This is a genomic window from Roseobacter sp. HKCCA0882, from assembly GCF_037805225.1.
Classification (GTDB): domain Bacteria; phylum Pseudomonadota; class Alphaproteobacteria; order Rhodobacterales; family Rhodobacteraceae; genus M30B80.
This window is the reverse complement of sequence record NZ_JBBLYI010000001.1, coordinates 1,347,293-1,362,132: the sequence shown is the minus strand read 5'-3', so window position 1 is coordinate 1,362,132 and position 14,840 is coordinate 1,347,293. Positions and strand designations below refer to the sequence as shown.

Sequence of the window (14,840 nt, the reverse complement as noted above, 5' to 3'; positions counted from 1 at the left end):
GATGGAGTTTCTTGTAGCCAGCGCGGTCGGCATTCTGACCGCTGGGGGCGTTTACCTGATCTTGCGGTTGCGGGCCTTTCCCGTGATCCTTGGTCTTGCCCTTTTATCCTATGCGGTGAACCTATTTTTGTTCTCAACAGGCCGCCTTGTGGTAAATGCAGCGCCCATCCTCAACCCCTATGGTGATCAGCCCTACACGGATCCGTTGCCACAGGCCTTGGTTCTGACGGCGATTGTGATTTCCTTCGGGATGACGGCGGTTTTGGTGATGATTTCCTTGGGCTCATTTTTCGAAAACGAAAGTGATGAGATCAATCTTGACGCCGAAGACGCAGCAGAAGAGGGGACGAAATGATGCATTGGATCATTGCCCCCGTTATTCTGCCTGCGATGCTTGCACCGATCATCGCTTATGTGATGCGGCACGACATAACCCTTGCGCGGGTTGGATCATTTGCAGGCGTTCTTGGCCTATTGAGTCTTGCGATTGGCCTCTTTGTGATGGCTTCGGGCGGCGAGACATTTGTCTATCGCCTCGGCGATTGGCCCGCACCTTTTGGCATTGTTTTGGTGCTTGATCGCCTTTCGGCGCTGATGGTCTTGCTGACGGCGATTTTGGCCTTGGTAGTGCTTTATCATGTTGTCGTAACCGATTGGGATAAGCGAGGCCGCCATTTCCACGCGCTCTATCAATTCCAACTTATGGGGATTGTGGGGGCATTTCTGACGGGGGACGCGTTCAACCTCTTTGTGTTCTTTGAGGTTCTCTTGATCGCGTCTTATGGGTTGATGATCCATGCAGGGGGCAAGATCCGTCTGAAGGCAGGCTTGCAATATGTGGTGATGAACCTTGCAGGCTCAACCCTCTTTTTGTTCGCGCTTGGCACGCTTTACGCCTCGACTGGCACGCTGAATATCGCGGATATGGCCGTGAAAATTGCGCAGGTGCCCGTAGAGGATGCAGCCCTAGTGCGGGTTGCGGGGATTTTGTTGCTGTTTGTCTTTGCGGTCAAAGCCGCGTTGTTCCCTGTGCAATTTTGGTTGCCTGCAACCTATTCCAACGCACCAGCCCCCGTTGCTGCGCTTTTCGCCATCATGACCAAGGTTGGTGCTTATGCAATCTTGCGCATTCACACCATCGCCTTTGGCCCTGAGGCGGGCGCGATTGGGGATATGGTGACCGCGTGGTTGATCCCAATGGCGGCTTTGACTTTGGCGGTTGGGGCGATTGGTGTCTTTGGCGCCAAACGTTTGGAGCACCTCATCGCCTATGCTGTGATCGGGTCAATGGGCACGATGATGTTGGCGGTTGCCGCCATGACCCCTGCGGCGGCCTCCGCGGCGATATATTACATGCTGAACTCGACTCTTGCGGCAGCGGCGCTGTTCTTATTTGCAGATCTCTATCTGTCGCGGCGCGGCGAAGGTGGCAGGGTAATCCTTGCAGCACCTTTGGCGCAAAACGGGCTTTTTGCGGCTGCCTTTTTTGCCGCAGGGATTGCGATGGTGGGTATGCCCCCATTGAGCGGCTTCTTGGGCAAGTTGTTGATCCTCGAGGCCTTGGCCGATGGCCCGCATATCACTTTAGCCTTTTCGGCCATCTTGATAGGCTCTTTGGTGATGATCTTGGGCTTTGTGCGCGCGGGATCAATCCTGTTCTGGAAATCGGTTACGGTCGCACCAGACCCCGATGCAGAGGCCGCCCCGCCTGTCACCCTATCGCAAGGGGCGGGAATGGGTGCGCTTGTCGCGCTCTTAGTGTGGCTGACCCTCTTCGCAGGCCCAATTTATGATGCGGGCGCGGCTGCGGCGGATCAATTGTTCTTCCCGCAGGGCTATATTGAGGCGGTGCTTGCACCCCATGGCGAAGGATGACCCCCATGCTCAGACGCATCTTTCCACATCCCTATCTTTCGCTTTTGCTGACATTGGTCTGGTTGGGCCTCGTCAACAAGGTGACGCTTGGCAATATTTTGCTTGGCGGGTTCCTTGGGCTTGTTCTGCCTTTGATGACATCGATCTACTGGCCGCATCGGCCTATTCTACGTCACCCGTTCAAGGCGATCGAATTTATGCTGATCGTGCTGTGGGATATTGTTGTCGCGAATATTCAAGTCGCGAAGGTGATCTTGTTCAAGCGCAATGCCAATATCCATTCGCAATGGGTGGTAGTGCCGCATGATCTGACCTCGGCTGAGGCGATCACGATTTTGGCGGGAACCATCACGATGACCCCCGGCACGGTGTCGACCATGCTGTCCTCGGACGGGAAGGCGATCTTGGTTCACACTTTGGACACGGATGATCCCGATGCCGTGCGCGATGAGATCAAAACCCGCTATGAGCGCCGTTTGAAGGAGATTTTCCAATGATCACCTATGCGTTGATTTTCGCGATGGCCTGTTTTGGCATCGGCCTCTTGGCCAATCTCTATATTCTGGCCACGGGCGCTGATCTTGCGGATCGCATCCTTGCCTTGGATACAATGGTGCTGAATGTCATTGCCTTGGTCGTGCTTTACGGCATTTGGCAGGGAACGGGCGTTTATTTCGAAGCCTCCATGCTGATCGCAATGGTCGGGTTTGTGTCAACCGTTGCTTATTGCCGCTTTTTGTTGCGCGGCGACATTATCGAATAGGGGATGGTGATGTTGGCAGAAATTATCATCAGCGCGCTCTTGGTCATCGGCGGGATTTTTGGCCTCGTGGGTTCATTCGGGATGATCAAGTTGCAAGACACGTTGCAAAGGCTGCACGCGCCGACCAAGGCCGCAACTTTGGGCGTGGGTGGGGTGCTTCTGGCCTCGATGCTCTATTTCCTATTGATAAAAGGGCATCTGAGCTTTCACGAGCTGCTGATCACCTTGTTCTTGTTCCTCACCGCACCGATTTCGGGTCATTTTATCGCAAAGGCCTATATGGCGCGGCGGGTGCGCGAAACGGAGTTGCCGCCATCAGGTGGGGATTACGGCTGGGCCGCCTATAACGATCCACCCGCACAACCTGAGGACGATAAGACCGCTTAATCAGCCAAACAGCCTGCCGCGGGCGGTGATGATATTGCCCGTGATCAGCGCGCCATAGCCTCCGCAGATTACAGCGAAGAGCGTCCAAGGCATCGAAAAGATCAAGCCGATAAAGACCACTGTGACAATCATCAAAGGTGCGATTGACCAGCGCGGGATTTTCAGCGCCTTTGGCGAAAAGGTTTTTAGCGTGGAGATCATCAAAATCGCCACAATCCCCAACCAAAGCGCGGCAGCGAACGGGTGCATGATTGGGAAATCCCAACCTGCAAAAATGAGATAAAGCGGCAATAGCCCCAACATTGCGCCACCTGGGGCAGGGACGCCTACGAAATGGGGTTTGCTGTTTTCAACCTCTTCGATGACATCATCGAGATCAGGTGTGCTGTCCTCGATTTTGCCAGGTTCGGCCCGCATGACGTTAAAGCGCGCAAGGCGCAGGCAACTTGCCCCTGCAAAGGTCAAAACGGCGATCCATCCTAAAGATCCAGTGCCATCCAAGATCATATGATAGACAAGCAGCGCGGGCGCGACCCCAAAGCAAAGGAAATCTGACAGGCTGTCCAATTCTGCGCCAAGGCGAGAGGTGGCGTTGAGGCGGCGGGCAATTAGCCCGTCTAGCCCGTCCATCACAGCCGCAAGCAGGATTAACACCACCGCCGTTTTGAACCGCCCATCCATCGCAAAACGGATCGAGGTAAGGCCCAAACACATGCCTGTCAAAGTGACAAGATTGGGCAGTAGAAGGGCAAAAGGCACCCCCTCATTTCCAGAATTGCGCGAAAACAGACGTTTCATTGCCGCGGGCCTTAGTGTTGCGTGTCAGGGTCAAGCGTGGCGATCACAGTCTCGCCTGCGATCATGGTTTGTCCGATCTCGACCAAAGGCTCTGCGCCCTCTGGCAGGTAGATATCAAGCCGCGAGCCAAAGCGGATCAGGCCAAAGCGTTGCCCGCGCTCCATCGCTTCATCCACAACGCTCCAACACAGGATGCGGCGTGCAACCAATCCTGCAATCTGCACCACACCATATTTGCGGCCATCGGGCAGTTCAACGGCGATGCCGTTGCGCTCATTATCGGTCGAGGCTTTGTCGAGCGAGGCGTTGAGGAATTTGCCCTCATGATAGGCCACGGCCGTGATCCGCCCCGCCGCAGGGATACGGTTCACATGGCAATTAAAGACGGACATGAAAACCGAGATGCGCGTCATCGGCGCCTCGCCCAAGCCAAGTTCGGCGGGTGGGGTCGCAGGTTCAAGCAGGGACACCACACCATCGGCGGGCGAGACCATCACGCCAGCGCGATCTGGGGTGACGCGCTCGGGGTCGCGAAAAAAGTAATAGACCCACACTGTCAGACCCGTGCCAATCCACCCCAAAGGTTCCCATAGCGCGAAGAGGACAAGCGTGATCGCCGCCGCAATGGCCACGAATTTGCGCCCTTCGGGATGCATGGGTTTGACAAAGGTGGAGAGCATCGAAACCGACATTTTGGCCATTCCTGAAAGGATTACGTTAGCGCTTGCCTAATCTGCGAAGGCCCATGCGTAAAGGGGCAATAACAGATGCCCGTCATTCTGGCCCTATGTGCAGGGCAGGACAAGGGCGTTGTCATAAACCGCGCCCGTGGCATCGCGATAGAGCCATAATTCGTTGATTGCATCCGTCCAAGCGCCCAAATATGCCCCGCTCTCGAGATAAAAAGTAACTTCCTCGCCCCGATCAGAGTGTTGATGTGCAAATTGCGCCGTAAAGCGCGCGCGTCCGTCAGCAATCTTGGCCTGTGGCAGTGCCGTGGCGCGCAGAGACGCGAAATAGCGCCGAGGTTGATCGACCCGCACTGTGGCCGTGACATCCCCCGCGCGGCAGGTCAGCTCAAGCTGATAGGGTGGGGTGGCGGTCGCAAAAGCAAGCCCCGCGACTGTGAAACCCAAGACGGCCCATGCGGTAAGGATAGGCTTCACGATCTGTCCTCCCGTTTTGCCTCGCGCCGTTGGTGCAAATGGTAAAGGGCGGGTGCCGCCACTTCGCGATAGGCCCAATCCACAACCAAGCGCAGTGGCCATAGTCCAACCAGGCGCGCAATCCATCTTGTGCGAGGCATAGCCTGCCAAAGCGCCAAAAAGGCCGCAACCCCCGTTTTATGCACATCTGGGCTGTCCGTCTCGCGTAAATGCAGCGCTCGCAGAGCAGCATCTGTGCTGACACCCCAGTCTGCGGCAGCGTCATCCGTTATGGGAACAAAGCGGAAATGCTCAGGCGCGCGTTTTTTATACTGATTGATTTCCCAACTGCAGATGGGACAATTGGCATTGTAAAGCAGTTCGATTTCGGGGGGCAGATGGGCTCTATGCTTGGTCATGGGGCATAGATAGTACAGGTTTGAACACTGTCACCTTCTATGAACGAATTCTGCCGCTAAAGGATCACCCTCAATCGATAGAACGAAAACGACCATAAAAAATCTGAATTATTATGGCATGGCAATTATATCTGTCGGCAGCGTTTCAATTCCTATGGCAGTCATCATCGAGTGGATTTGGCCTCTGTGATGGGTCTGATGATTGAACATGTGAACAATCGCAAGAGACTTATTTATCCTTATCTCTTTTTGATAAACTCGTGAGAACCAGATGAGTTCTTCCTCAAGGGTAATCTGAGTTAAATCACAAACCCATTTCATGATGCGCTGATCTAATTTTTTACGCTCTTCATTCCAATCTCCAAACGTTTTTGTAAGTTCCGCGCTTTGATCAACGGACGCTTTTGAACCTTCGCCATCGTCAAAGCGCGACATCCAAATTTGATCACCCCAAAGAAGGTGATTAAGAGTGCCAAGTATTGACCCGAAGAAGGCGCCACGATCAACAGTTAAAACCTCATGAGAACAGGCACTTAGGCTTGAGTGGATGTTGGTATTTTGCCAACTGTTGTAACGGGCCATTTGTTCACAGAATTGGGGCGTAATCATCAAATAATTCCTTTTTGTTTATATTTGACTTTATAGTCGCAATTATCGGTTAATCGCACCCGCGACCTCGCTTGACCAAGCTTTGGATTACTGTTGTGAGTGTGGGCCTATTTTTCAGACTAAGGCAATTATGAAAATAACCAAAATAAAAAGCCATGTTCTACAATATGAACTGCCAGAAGACCTTGGATATTCCCAACAATTCTACTCAAAGCGAAGTGCGCATTTGGTTAAGGTGGAAACCGAGGAAGGGCTGTTTCTTGGGTCAGATTTCTGAGGGTTCCCTTGCAAGTTATTTGCATCATCACCCACCATATGTTTTGATGATTGGCTAATCGGCGTTATGAGATATGTTAGTGAGAACTTGGACGAAGTCCGAAGTAACCCAAGCCATCCCTATGAGCTCATCAAGCAAGACCCATCAGGTTTGCTGTGCCATCTATCAATCCTCAAATTAAAAAAAATTTTACCGCTCAAGGGCTGACGCTGCTGCTTTAGTGAGGGGCCACTTTTTGAGCTGCAGAGGACTTTATATCGGAGATTGTAAGCGGCTGAGCACGCCCTTTAAAAACCGCTAAAGGCGCCTACAGTCGCCTTCTGCGCCACCCACTGCCACGTTATACTCCCTACTTACAATTACCTGTCGATAAGACCCTGAGTTAGGATTATAATCCATCGTATAGTCATACATGCCGCCACTGTAGCGGAAAGAAAACCTTAACTCGTATCGACTTCCCCTCTGCCTCACAGTCCCACTATTAACATTTACCAACGAGCCGAAAGAGTTTGTGGTGAACTCATTGTGATCCAAGGTAAACTGTGAGGTGGCTGGCAGAGCGTGTTCGGCAGTATCCAGTGTCGGAATATTGCCCAGATATAATGTCTGCCTTTCGCAGCTTATAGTGAAAGTTTCCGCACCAGCAGCGCTGACCATCACAGCGTTAGCAATTATTGCCGCTGAGACGAAGTAACGATTGATCATTGAACACCTCATAAGCTTCACTCTATTTTTAATATTATTTAATTTTCGCAAGAATTGAAGCTTCCAGCTCCTCAATCGACCGCTCGGGCGCAGAGACCCCAACACGGTCACTGAACAGCCCCACAGACTTGCCAAGGAGCTCAAGCGCCTTCAGGCGCGCTGAAGGGGTGGATGCCTCACAGGCCATCGCCGTGAGCTCATGCAGCACGAACTCTCTCACACCCTCTCTTTTCTCTGCGGCACTGAGCTCTGCCTCAGCCTTCAGCTGATCTATCCTTGCAGAAACCTTGGGGTGCCCCCGGGGTGGGGTAGCGCAGAAAGCAGATTCTTCAAAAGAGGGGGGGTAATGGCATCTCCCTTTAGGGAGCCATTATGGTAACAACCCACTTCTTTTGGATATTATCTTTATAATTCAATGTAAAATGGCGGAGGAGGTGTCCGTATAATTATTATTCTACAATGTTCCTCGTAATTCTATTTTTCTTTTATTTTATTAGATAAAATAGCCTTCATATTCCAGACAGATCTTGAAAAATCTAGCGTGTTCCACTAACTTTGTGGGGGTTGATGAGGGGGTTATATGGCAAAAAAGCGACTAACATCCCAGTTTTTGAACTCTAATCCTTCGCCAGGCAAATACTACGATGACAGCGGCACTGGGCTGTTCATCAACGTAGGTAAATCTGGAACAAAAGGATGGGGACAGAAAATCCGTTTTGGCGGCAAGCAGCAGGAGCTTGGATTAGGCAGGTACCCTTACGTATCTTTGGCCGAGGCTCGTAGATTGGCATCTGAAAACCAAGCTCTGAAAGCGCAAGGTGTTAATCCCAAATCCCAAAGGACCAAAGTGTCGGTGGTGCCTACATTTGCAGAGCTTGCAGAAGAATTTATTCCCATAAAGCAAAAAAGCCTTTCAAATGCCAAACACCGAGAGCAGTGGCGAAGTACCATCGAACGCTACGTTCTACCAAAGATTGGTAGGTTGCCGGTAAATGAAATTTCGATCCAGCATATAGAACGCATTCTATCACCGATCTGGGAAGGTAAGACAGAAACTGCCAGTCGAGTGAGGGGCCGCATCGAAGCCATCTTAGACTATGCAATTGTCAATGAATTCATGTCCCCGCCCAATCCTGCCGCATGGAAAGGTAACTTATCAATTTTACTTCCACAGAGACCCAAGATTTCGGAAGAAAATCATCATCCTGCATTGCAAGTCGGTGACGCACAACGTTGGTGGGCAGAGCTTAAATCTCGGGATGGCCATGGGGCATTAGCTCTACAAATGCTGACTTTGTGTGCCGCAAGGTCAAATGAAATAAGAGGGATGCGTTGGGACGAGATCGAACTGTTTGATCGGAAAAAGGCAGAAGAGCGAGGATACCATGGTATTTGGACATGCCCACCAGAGCGCATGAAAGCAAATCGTAAACACAGAGTACCGTTAATTGAGCCAATGATACGCTTACTCGACAAATGCCAAAACTCAGAAGGTCTTGTATTTCCTTCAACGAAAAACAAACCGCTATCTGACATGACACTATCGGCCGTTATGCGGCGCATGAATGACGAAGATGCTGTTGGGTACGTAGATCTAACATCACGGCGTCCTGCAGTACCTCACGGCCTGAGATCAACATTCAGAAATTGGGTTGCCGAGACTGGGCAGTCACGAGAGGCCGCAGAACTTCAGCTTGCACATAAATTTGCGAGTAAAGTTGAGCATGCGTATTACCGAACGGATTTACTGCCGCAACGTGCCGACCTTTTAAGAGACTGGTTTTGTTTTTTAGAGGGCCCAGATGCCATGATAAAATAGACGGCAAAAAAATTAAACAACCAAAAAAGGAGTAGATAACTGACAGATAAATATTGGAGGAACTCTAGCTTAGATCATTTCGATGTAGTGGTGGCTGCTATCGAAAATAAAGATCATGAACAGTTGGTCTCTGTCATTAAGCAGATGACGAAACACCAAATCACGACAGTCTTCCAAGAGCTCGAAGATCCTTGGAGCAGCTTCAATTCAGGAAGAGAATATTCATCCGACTACTGGGAGCCTTTCAAAATTGCAGTTGAGAAAGCGACTTAAAACTAAAATCCAAGTTTAGTCATTGCATCATTCGCCCCCAACAACCAACATTGCACTAAAGTGTTATGGGCGCTTGAAAAACGGAATATCAATGACAGACGATCAGAAAAAATCTCTCCAATCTAAATTATGGGACATCGCCAATACCCTACGTGGCAAGATGAACGCTGACGAGTTCCGTGACTACGCCTTGGGGTTCATCTTCTACAAATACCTCTCTGAGAAGATGCATATCTATGCCAATAACATCCTGAGCGAGGACGGCATTGAATACCTGTCGCTGGATGAGAGCACCGCTCAAGGGCAGGAAATCCTTGGGGAGGTCAAACTCGCTGCGGTTGAAGCACTTGGTTACTTTCTGAAACCCTCAGAACTGTTCCACCAGATCGCCATACGGGGGTCCAAGGGGGAATTCATCCTTGAGGAACTGACCAGTGTTCTGAACGCCATTGAGCGGTCTACAATGGGCACTGAGTCCGAGGATGATTTTGATAACCTATTCGAAGACCTTGATCTGACATCTACCAAGTTGGGTCGCACCGAAAGTGCCAAGAATGAGATCATTTCAAGGATTCTGGTTCATCTCGATGCCATCGACTTCAAGTTGGAAGACTCCAATGCCGATGTGCTCGGTGATGCCTATGAATATCTAATCGGTCAGTTTGCATCTGGTGCAGGCAAGAAGGCAGGTGAATTCTACACCCCCCAAGAGGTCTCAACGATCCTAGCCCGTATCGTAACAACAGGCAAAACCCGTTTGAAATCGGTCTACGATCCCACCTGTGGTTCTGGATCGTTGTTGCTGCGTGTTGCCCGTGAGGTCAAAGAAGTTGGTGACTTCTACGGTCAGGAGATGAACCGCACCACCTACAACCTTGCCCGTATGAACATGATCCTACACGGGGTGCACTATCGTAATTTTGACCTCAAGCAGGACGACACGCTTGAAACGCCCATGCATGAAGGAATGCGGTTTGAGGCAATCGTTGCCAACCCGCCGTTTTCTGCAAAATGGTCAGCAAAGGACTTGTTTCAGGCAGATGATCGCTTTGCCCCATATGGCCGCCTCGCACCATCGTCTAAGGCAGATTATGCCTTTGTGACCCACATGCTGCATCACTTGGATGACAATGGTGCCATGGCAGTTGTGTTGCCACATGGTGCGTTGTTCCGTGGTGGGGCAGAGGGACACATCCGAGAGTTCATCATCAAGGAAAAGAACTGGTTGGATGCGGTGATCGGTCTGCCTGCCAATATCTTCTATGGCACCAGCATCCCTACCTGCATCATGGTGTTCAAGAAATGCCGTGAAACTGATGAAGTTATGTTCATTGATGCCTCAAAGAATTTCGAGAAGGGCAAGAACGAAAACTACCTGCGCCCATCTGATGTCGACAAGATTGTTGAGACTTTCCAGAACCGCACTGAAGAAGAGAAGTTCAGTCATATGGCACATCTGGATGAGATCGCCGAAAATGATTACAACCTTAACATCCCACGTTATGTCGACACATTTGAGAAGGAACCTGATGTCGATTTGATTGCTGTGACTGCCAATTTGAAACAGATTGAGCAGGATATGGCGGAAGTGGATGAAACCATCAAAGGATTCTGTGCTGAACTTGGCTTGGAGGCACCAGTATGAGTGCGGTTCCGAAGTTGAGGTTTAATGAATTCTCGCATTTTTGGACAGCAGAGAGTATTCAGCAAATTTCCCATTTCGTAACGAGTGGCTCCCGAGATTGGGCGAAACTATATTCTGATGATGGTGCTAAATTCCTTAGAATGACCAATTTGCCAAAAATCGGCACTGATTTGTTATTAAGTGATATGAAGTATGTGACTATTCCCCAGAACTCTACAGATGGGAGAAGGACATCTATTGAGAAGGGGGACATACTTATATCGATCACTGCGGAGCTAGGAAAAATTGGTTACGTTAAAGAAGATTTGGGTGAGGCTTATGTCAACCAACATCTAGCACTCGTTAGACCCCAAAAAAATATTGTTAGCCCGAAATTTGTAGCTGAGATGCTTGCCTCAGAAAAATGCCGTGCTGAAATTAATCGCCTAAATGACGCCGGGGCTAAAGCTGGACTTAACTTACCGACAATTCGAAAATTCAAAATTTCAATCCCCTCCCTCCCTGAACAACAAAAGATCGCATCATTCCTATCCTCTTTAGACAAGAAAATCGACTTACTGCGCCGAAAGAAAGATGCGCTTGAACTCTATAAAAAGGGTTTGATGCAGAAAATCTTCTCACAGGAAATCCGCTTCAAGCAAGATGACGGAAGTGATTTTCCTGAGTGGGAGGAGATGCGCCTCGAAGAGGTCGCCGACATGAAGGCAGGCAAGTTTATCAAGGCATCAAAAATATCACCAACGAACCAGTACGGCTTTTTTCCTTGCTATGGCGGAAATGGACTTCGAGGGTATGTCCGAACCTCCAATCAAGAAGGGAGATATGTCCTAATTGGACGGCAAGGCGCACTTTGCGGCAACGTGGCAATTACCACTGGGAAATTTTACGCTACCGAACATGCGGTAGTGACACGTGCAAAGTCAGGAAACGAAATCGATTGGCTCTTCTATCAACTAGAGAAGATGGATTTGAACCAATACGCAATTGGAGTGGCACAACCTGGTTTGTCAGTCACCAGTCTAAACAGTCTTGCAACTCTCGTACCATCTCGACCTGAGCAGGCCAAGATTGCAAGCTTCCTATCCACAATTGACACGAAAATTGCGTCGGTAGCATCGCAACTAGAGCAGATGGAGTCCTTCAAAGAAGGTCTGCTTCAGCAGATGTTTGTGTAGGGCGTGGCACGATGAGTTCCTACCAGAGTGAAAGTCAACTTGAAGATGCCCTGATCCAACGTTTGCAAGGTAAGGGTTGGGAAAAGGTTAATCTGGCATCTGAAGATGACCTCTGGAAGAACGTGCAGTCGCAACTTGGCAAGCACAACAATACCACGTTCAGTGACGCCGAGTTCAAGCGCATCCGCAACCACCTTGAGAAGGGATCACTGTTCGAGAAGGCGCATATACTTCGGGATCGTTTCCACCTGACCCGTGACGATGAAACGTCCTTCTATGTCGAGTTTTTCAACACGGAACACTGGTGCCGCAACGAATACCAAGTGGCGACCCAGATCGGCATCAACGGACGCCGTAAGAACCGCTATGACGTGACCTTACTGGTCAATGGTATCCCCCTCTGCCAGATCGAACTCAAGCGCCGTGGGATCGAACTGAAGGCGGCATTTGACCAGATCAACCGTTACCAGAAGGACAGTTTCACAGCGGCAGGCGGTCTATTCCAGTATGTGCAGATTTTCGTGATCTCGAACGGCGTGAACACCCGTTACTATGCCAACAACAGGCACCAGAGTTTTGCTCAGACATTTACTTGGGCGGATGTCGATAACAAGGCAATCAACCGTCTTGACGCCTTTACAGACCTGTTCTTGGAGAAGTGTCATCTGTCCAAGATGATCGCCAAGTATATTGTTCTACACCAGAGCGACCGCATCCTGATGGTGCTGCGCAGCTACCAATACTATGCCGCTGAAAAGATCACGGAGCGAGTCCAGCTTGGTAGGGAAAATGGATATATCTGGCACGCCACAGGATCAGGCAAAACGCTGACCAGTTTCAAAGCAGCGCAGAACCTGATGGAAATCCCCAAGGTCAAAAAAATCCTTTTTGTGGTGGATCGTGCCGATTTGGATCATCAGACGGTTAAGGAATACAATCATTTCCAGCCAGACTCGGTGGATGGCACGGATGACACAAAATCATTGGTCAAACAGTTCGCAAACCCAAATGTGAAATTGATTGTGACCACGATCCAGAAACTCAACAATGCCATCAGTAGCACTCGCCATCACAAGGCGATGGATGCCCTGCGCAAGGAGCGTGTGGTGTTCATCTTTGACGAATGCCATCGCAGCCAGTTTGGTGATGCCCATAAGAGGATCGTGGATTTCTTCCCTGCGGCCCAGATGTTTGGGTTCACTGGAACCCCAATCTTTGCTGACAACGCTGTCAAGCGCAGGACTACTAAAGACCTCTTCAGCGAGTGCCTGCATAAATATGTGGTGACAGATGCAATCCGTGATGAGAATGTTTTGCGCTTTGCCGTGGAATACATCCAACATACTGATGAAGCGGCGAAAGAACACCGCTCAAAAGAGTTCTTCGAGCATCCAGACCGCATCGCCACAATCACTGATTGGGTGATCCAGAACCACCACAAGAAGTCCCGTGGTAAGCAATTTGGTGCCATCATGTGTGTGGGATCAGTGGATGCCCTGCTGCAATACTACGAATGCTTTGATGCCAAGCGCAAAGCAGGTGAACATGATCTAAAAATTGCTTCCATCTTCACTTATGCTGCCAATGAAGAAGACCCTGATGCCGATGGTCTGATCCCTGAAACCCATTTCCCGTCCGACAGCACATCAAGCGTATCTATGCTAAAGCGGGATCGACTGGTTGAGATCGTGAACGACTACAACGCCCTCTACGGGGTCAAGGAAAGCGTCTTGGATGGTAAGGGGTTCTACAACTACTACAGGGCCGTAGCGAACCGTGTGAAGTTCCGAGACTACAAGCCCTTTGATCCAGAACAGGGTGTCGACATCTTACTGGTCGTCAACATGTTCCTGACGGGATTTGATGCCAAGACGGTCAACACGCTTTATGTAGACAAGAACTTGAAATACCACGGGCTGATACAAGCATTTTCCAGAACCAACCGCATCCTGAACCTTGAAAAATCGCAAGGTAACATCGTCTGTTTCCGTGACCTTAAAGAAGCAACAGATGATGCTATTGCCCTGTTTGCTAACAAGAATGCCCGTGAAGAGATCATTGTTGGCAGTTACGATGAACACCTTGCCAAGTTTGAAGCAGCAGCGGCAGACCTCTTTACCATCGTGCAGACGCCTGATGCTGTGGATGATTTGCCCGATGAAAATGCCCAAGCAGCGTTTGTGAAGGCATTCCGTGACCTGATCCGCATCAGAAATGTGCTGGCAACCTTCAGCGAGTTCGATGAAACCACCTTGCCTGTTAGCCCTCAAGATTTTGAGGACTTCAAGAGCAAGTACGTTGATATGGCACACCGCCTGTCACAGACGGATGAAGAACAAGTTCCACCCGCTTTTGATGGAATCGACTTCGAACTTGAACTGATCCGCCGTGATGACATCAACGTCTCCTACATCATCGCTTTGCTTACTTCGATGAACCTGATGGAGGGCGAGGGCGATGACGGTAAGAAGAAAGTAAAGCAGTATCGCAAACAGATCTTCGAGCTTTTGCAATCCGAGGTGTCGTTGCGTGGCAAACGTCCCTACATCGAAAAGTTCATTGACCAAAGGCTACCTCTGTTGGGTGCAGAAGACGATATTCGGCAAACCTTTGCAGATTTTTGGTCAGAAGAAAGGTCGCAGGCGTTCAAGGATTTTGAAGATGAACACGGCTTAAAGCACTTAGAGTTCCAAGCACTAGTATCTCAGATGATGTTCTCAGGCAAACAACCCCTAGCAGATGAAGTAATGAATGCACTGAAGGATAAACCATCAATTCTATTGCGAAGAAAGAAAGTGGAAGCCGTAATCTCAGGCATCAATGCACTTGTAGAAGTTTTTGACGAAAATATTGGTGAGATGGATGAGTAAATGATGGATAACTTGCTTCACCCAGCCAATCGCCACAAACAGAGATGCCCTAGATGCCAGTCACCACTAAACACGGTTGT

15 protein-coding genes are annotated in these 14,840 nt (G+C 49.9%); 9 read left to right on the top strand and 6 right to left on the bottom strand.

Annotated elements, in window-relative coordinates; translation table 11 throughout:
• The first annotated feature begins 1 nt into the window (after position 1).
• The 5 genes from AAC622_RS06950 to AAC622_RS06930 are packed head-to-tail and all read left to right on the top strand — an operon-like array spanning position 2 to position 3,025.
• Positions 2-355, top strand: a complete 354-nt coding sequence (locus AAC622_RS06950) for a Na+/H+ antiporter subunit C (protein ID WP_317655906.1) — start codon at positions 2-4, stop codon at positions 353-355.
• Entirely contained in the window at positions 352-1,875 is a 1,524-nt protein-coding gene (locus AAC622_RS06945; protein WP_340261072.1) for a monovalent cation/H+ antiporter subunit D, read from the top strand. Before AAC622_RS06950 ends, AAC622_RS06945 begins: the two co-directional genes overlap by 4 nt.
• A 5-nt stretch (positions 1,876-1,880) precedes the next feature.
• On the top strand, positions 1,881-2,372 hold the full coding sequence (locus AAC622_RS06940; protein WP_340261070.1) for a Na+/H+ antiporter subunit E: 492 nt from the start codon (positions 1,881-1,883) through the stop codon (positions 2,370-2,372).
• Complete coding sequence (locus AAC622_RS06935) at positions 2,369-2,638, top strand: K+/H+ antiporter subunit F (protein WP_317655903.1); 270 nt, start codon at positions 2,369-2,371, stop codon at positions 2,636-2,638. The genes AAC622_RS06940 and AAC622_RS06935 overlap by 4 nt, the downstream gene beginning before the upstream one ends.
• A gap of 3 nt (positions 2,639-2,641) precedes the next feature.
• Positions 2,642-3,025, top strand: a complete 384-nt coding sequence (locus AAC622_RS06930) for a Na+/H+ antiporter subunit G (RefSeq protein WP_445322604.1) — start codon at positions 2,642-2,644, stop codon at positions 3,023-3,025.
• Here the strand turns inward: AAC622_RS06930 and AAC622_RS06925 are convergent, their stop codons facing one another.
• The 6 genes from AAC622_RS06925 to AAC622_RS06900 all read right to left on the bottom strand — a co-directional run bounded on the left by AAC622_RS06925 (position 3,026) and on the right by AAC622_RS06900 (position 7,198).
• Positions 3,026-3,823 carry a CDP-alcohol phosphatidyltransferase family protein gene (locus tag AAC622_RS06925; protein ID WP_340261066.1) on the bottom strand — a complete coding sequence of 266 codons (798 nt, stop codon included), beginning with the start codon at positions 3,821-3,823 and terminating at the stop codon, positions 3,026-3,028.
• A gap of 11 nt (positions 3,824-3,834) precedes the next feature.
• Positions 3,835-4,515: a phosphatidylserine decarboxylase gene (locus AAC622_RS06920; RefSeq protein WP_340261064.1), complete on the bottom strand. Its 681-nt coding sequence runs from the start codon at positions 4,513-4,515 to the stop codon at positions 3,835-3,837.
• A 93-nt stretch (positions 4,516-4,608) separates the two neighbouring features.
• Complete coding sequence (locus AAC622_RS06915) at positions 4,609-4,989, bottom strand: hypothetical protein (protein ID WP_340261063.1); 381 nt, start codon at positions 4,987-4,989, stop codon at positions 4,609-4,611.
• A complete protein-coding gene (locus tag AAC622_RS06910) occupies positions 4,986-5,387 on the bottom strand; it encodes a thiol-disulfide oxidoreductase DCC family protein (RefSeq protein ID WP_340261062.1) in 402 nt (133 codons plus the stop codon). Before AAC622_RS06910 ends, AAC622_RS06915 begins: the two co-directional genes overlap by 4 nt.
• Positions 5,388-5,498: 111 nt before the next feature.
• Positions 5,499-5,996, bottom strand: a complete 498-nt coding sequence (locus AAC622_RS06905) for a DinB family protein (protein WP_340261061.1) — start codon at positions 5,994-5,996, stop codon at positions 5,499-5,501.
• A gap of 1,016 nt (positions 5,997-7,012) precedes the next feature.
• Positions 7,013-7,198 (bottom strand): hypothetical protein, encoded by a 186-nt coding sequence (locus AAC622_RS06900; protein WP_340261060.1) that lies wholly within the window; start codon positions 7,196-7,198, stop codon positions 7,013-7,015.
• A gap of 360 nt (positions 7,199-7,558) precedes the next feature.
• Here AAC622_RS06900 and AAC622_RS06895 point away from each other — a divergent pair, with 360 nt between their 5' ends.
• The 4 genes from AAC622_RS06895 (at position 7,559) to AAC622_RS06880 (ending at position 14,760) form a co-directional block, all read left to right on the top strand.
• Positions 7,559-8,797, top strand: coding sequence for a tyrosine-type recombinase/integrase (locus AAC622_RS06895; RefSeq protein ID WP_340261059.1), 1,239 nt, complete (start codon positions 7,559-7,561; stop codon positions 8,795-8,797).
• Positions 8,798-9,161: 364 nt separating this feature from the next.
• Positions 9,162-10,715: a type I restriction-modification system subunit M gene (locus AAC622_RS06890; protein WP_340261058.1), complete on the top strand. Its 1,554-nt coding sequence runs from the start codon at positions 9,162-9,164 to the stop codon at positions 10,713-10,715.
• On the top strand, positions 10,712-11,890 hold the full coding sequence (locus tag AAC622_RS06885) for a restriction endonuclease subunit S (RefSeq protein WP_340261057.1): 1,179 nt from the start codon (positions 10,712-10,714) through the stop codon (positions 11,888-11,890). Before AAC622_RS06890 ends, AAC622_RS06885 begins: the two co-directional genes overlap by 4 nt.
• An 11-nt stretch (positions 11,891-11,901) precedes the next feature.
• Positions 11,902-14,760 carry a type I restriction endonuclease subunit R gene (locus tag AAC622_RS06880; RefSeq protein ID WP_340261056.1) on the top strand — a complete coding sequence of 953 codons (2,859 nt, stop codon included), beginning with the start codon at positions 11,902-11,904 and terminating at the stop codon, positions 14,758-14,760.
• Positions 14,761-14,840 lie beyond the last annotated feature (80 nt).

What these genes read in the sequence shown, in the direction of transcription:
- AAC622_RS06890 (WP_340261058.1), top strand. Translation starts at nt 9,162, where the DNA reads ATGACAGACGATCAGAAAAAATCTCTCCAATCTAAATTATGGGACATC.
- AAC622_RS06925 (WP_340261066.1), bottom strand. Translation starts at nt 3,823, where the DNA reads ATGAAACGTCTGTTTTCGCGCAATTCTGGAAATGAGGGGGTGCCTTTT.
- AAC622_RS06880 (WP_340261056.1), top strand. Translation starts at nt 11,902, where the DNA reads ATGAGTTCCTACCAGAGTGAAAGTCAACTTGAAGATGCCCTGATCCAA.
- AAC622_RS06885 (WP_340261057.1), top strand. Translation starts at nt 10,712, where the DNA reads ATGAGTGCGGTTCCGAAGTTGAGGTTTAATGAATTCTCGCATTTTTGG.
- AAC622_RS06945 (WP_340261072.1), top strand. Translation starts at nt 352, where the DNA reads ATGATGCATTGGATCATTGCCCCCGTTATTCTGCCTGCGATGCTTGCA.
- AAC622_RS06930 (WP_445322604.1), top strand. Translation starts at nt 2,642, where the DNA reads ATGGTGATGTTGGCAGAAATTATCATCAGCGCGCTCTTGGTCATCGGC.
- AAC622_RS06940 (WP_340261070.1), top strand. Translation starts at nt 1,881, where the DNA reads ATGCTCAGACGCATCTTTCCACATCCCTATCTTTCGCTTTTGCTGACA.
- AAC622_RS06895 (WP_340261059.1), top strand. Translation starts at nt 7,559, where the DNA reads ATGGCAAAAAAGCGACTAACATCCCAGTTTTTGAACTCTAATCCTTCG.
- AAC622_RS06920 (WP_340261064.1), bottom strand. Translation starts at nt 4,515, where the DNA reads ATGTCGGTTTCGATGCTCTCCACCTTTGTCAAACCCATGCATCCCGAA.
- AAC622_RS06905 (WP_340261061.1), bottom strand. Translation starts at nt 5,996, where the DNA reads ATGATTACGCCCCAATTCTGTGAACAAATGGCCCGTTACAACAGTTGG.
- AAC622_RS06910 (WP_340261062.1), bottom strand. Translation starts at nt 5,387, where the DNA reads ATGACCAAGCATAGAGCCCATCTGCCCCCCGAAATCGAACTGCTTTAC.
- AAC622_RS06935 (WP_317655903.1), top strand. Translation starts at nt 2,369, where the DNA reads ATGATCACCTATGCGTTGATTTTCGCGATGGCCTGTTTTGGCATCGGC.
- AAC622_RS06950 (WP_317655906.1), top strand. Translation starts at nt 2, where the DNA reads ATGGAGTTTCTTGTAGCCAGCGCGGTCGGCATTCTGACCGCTGGGGGC.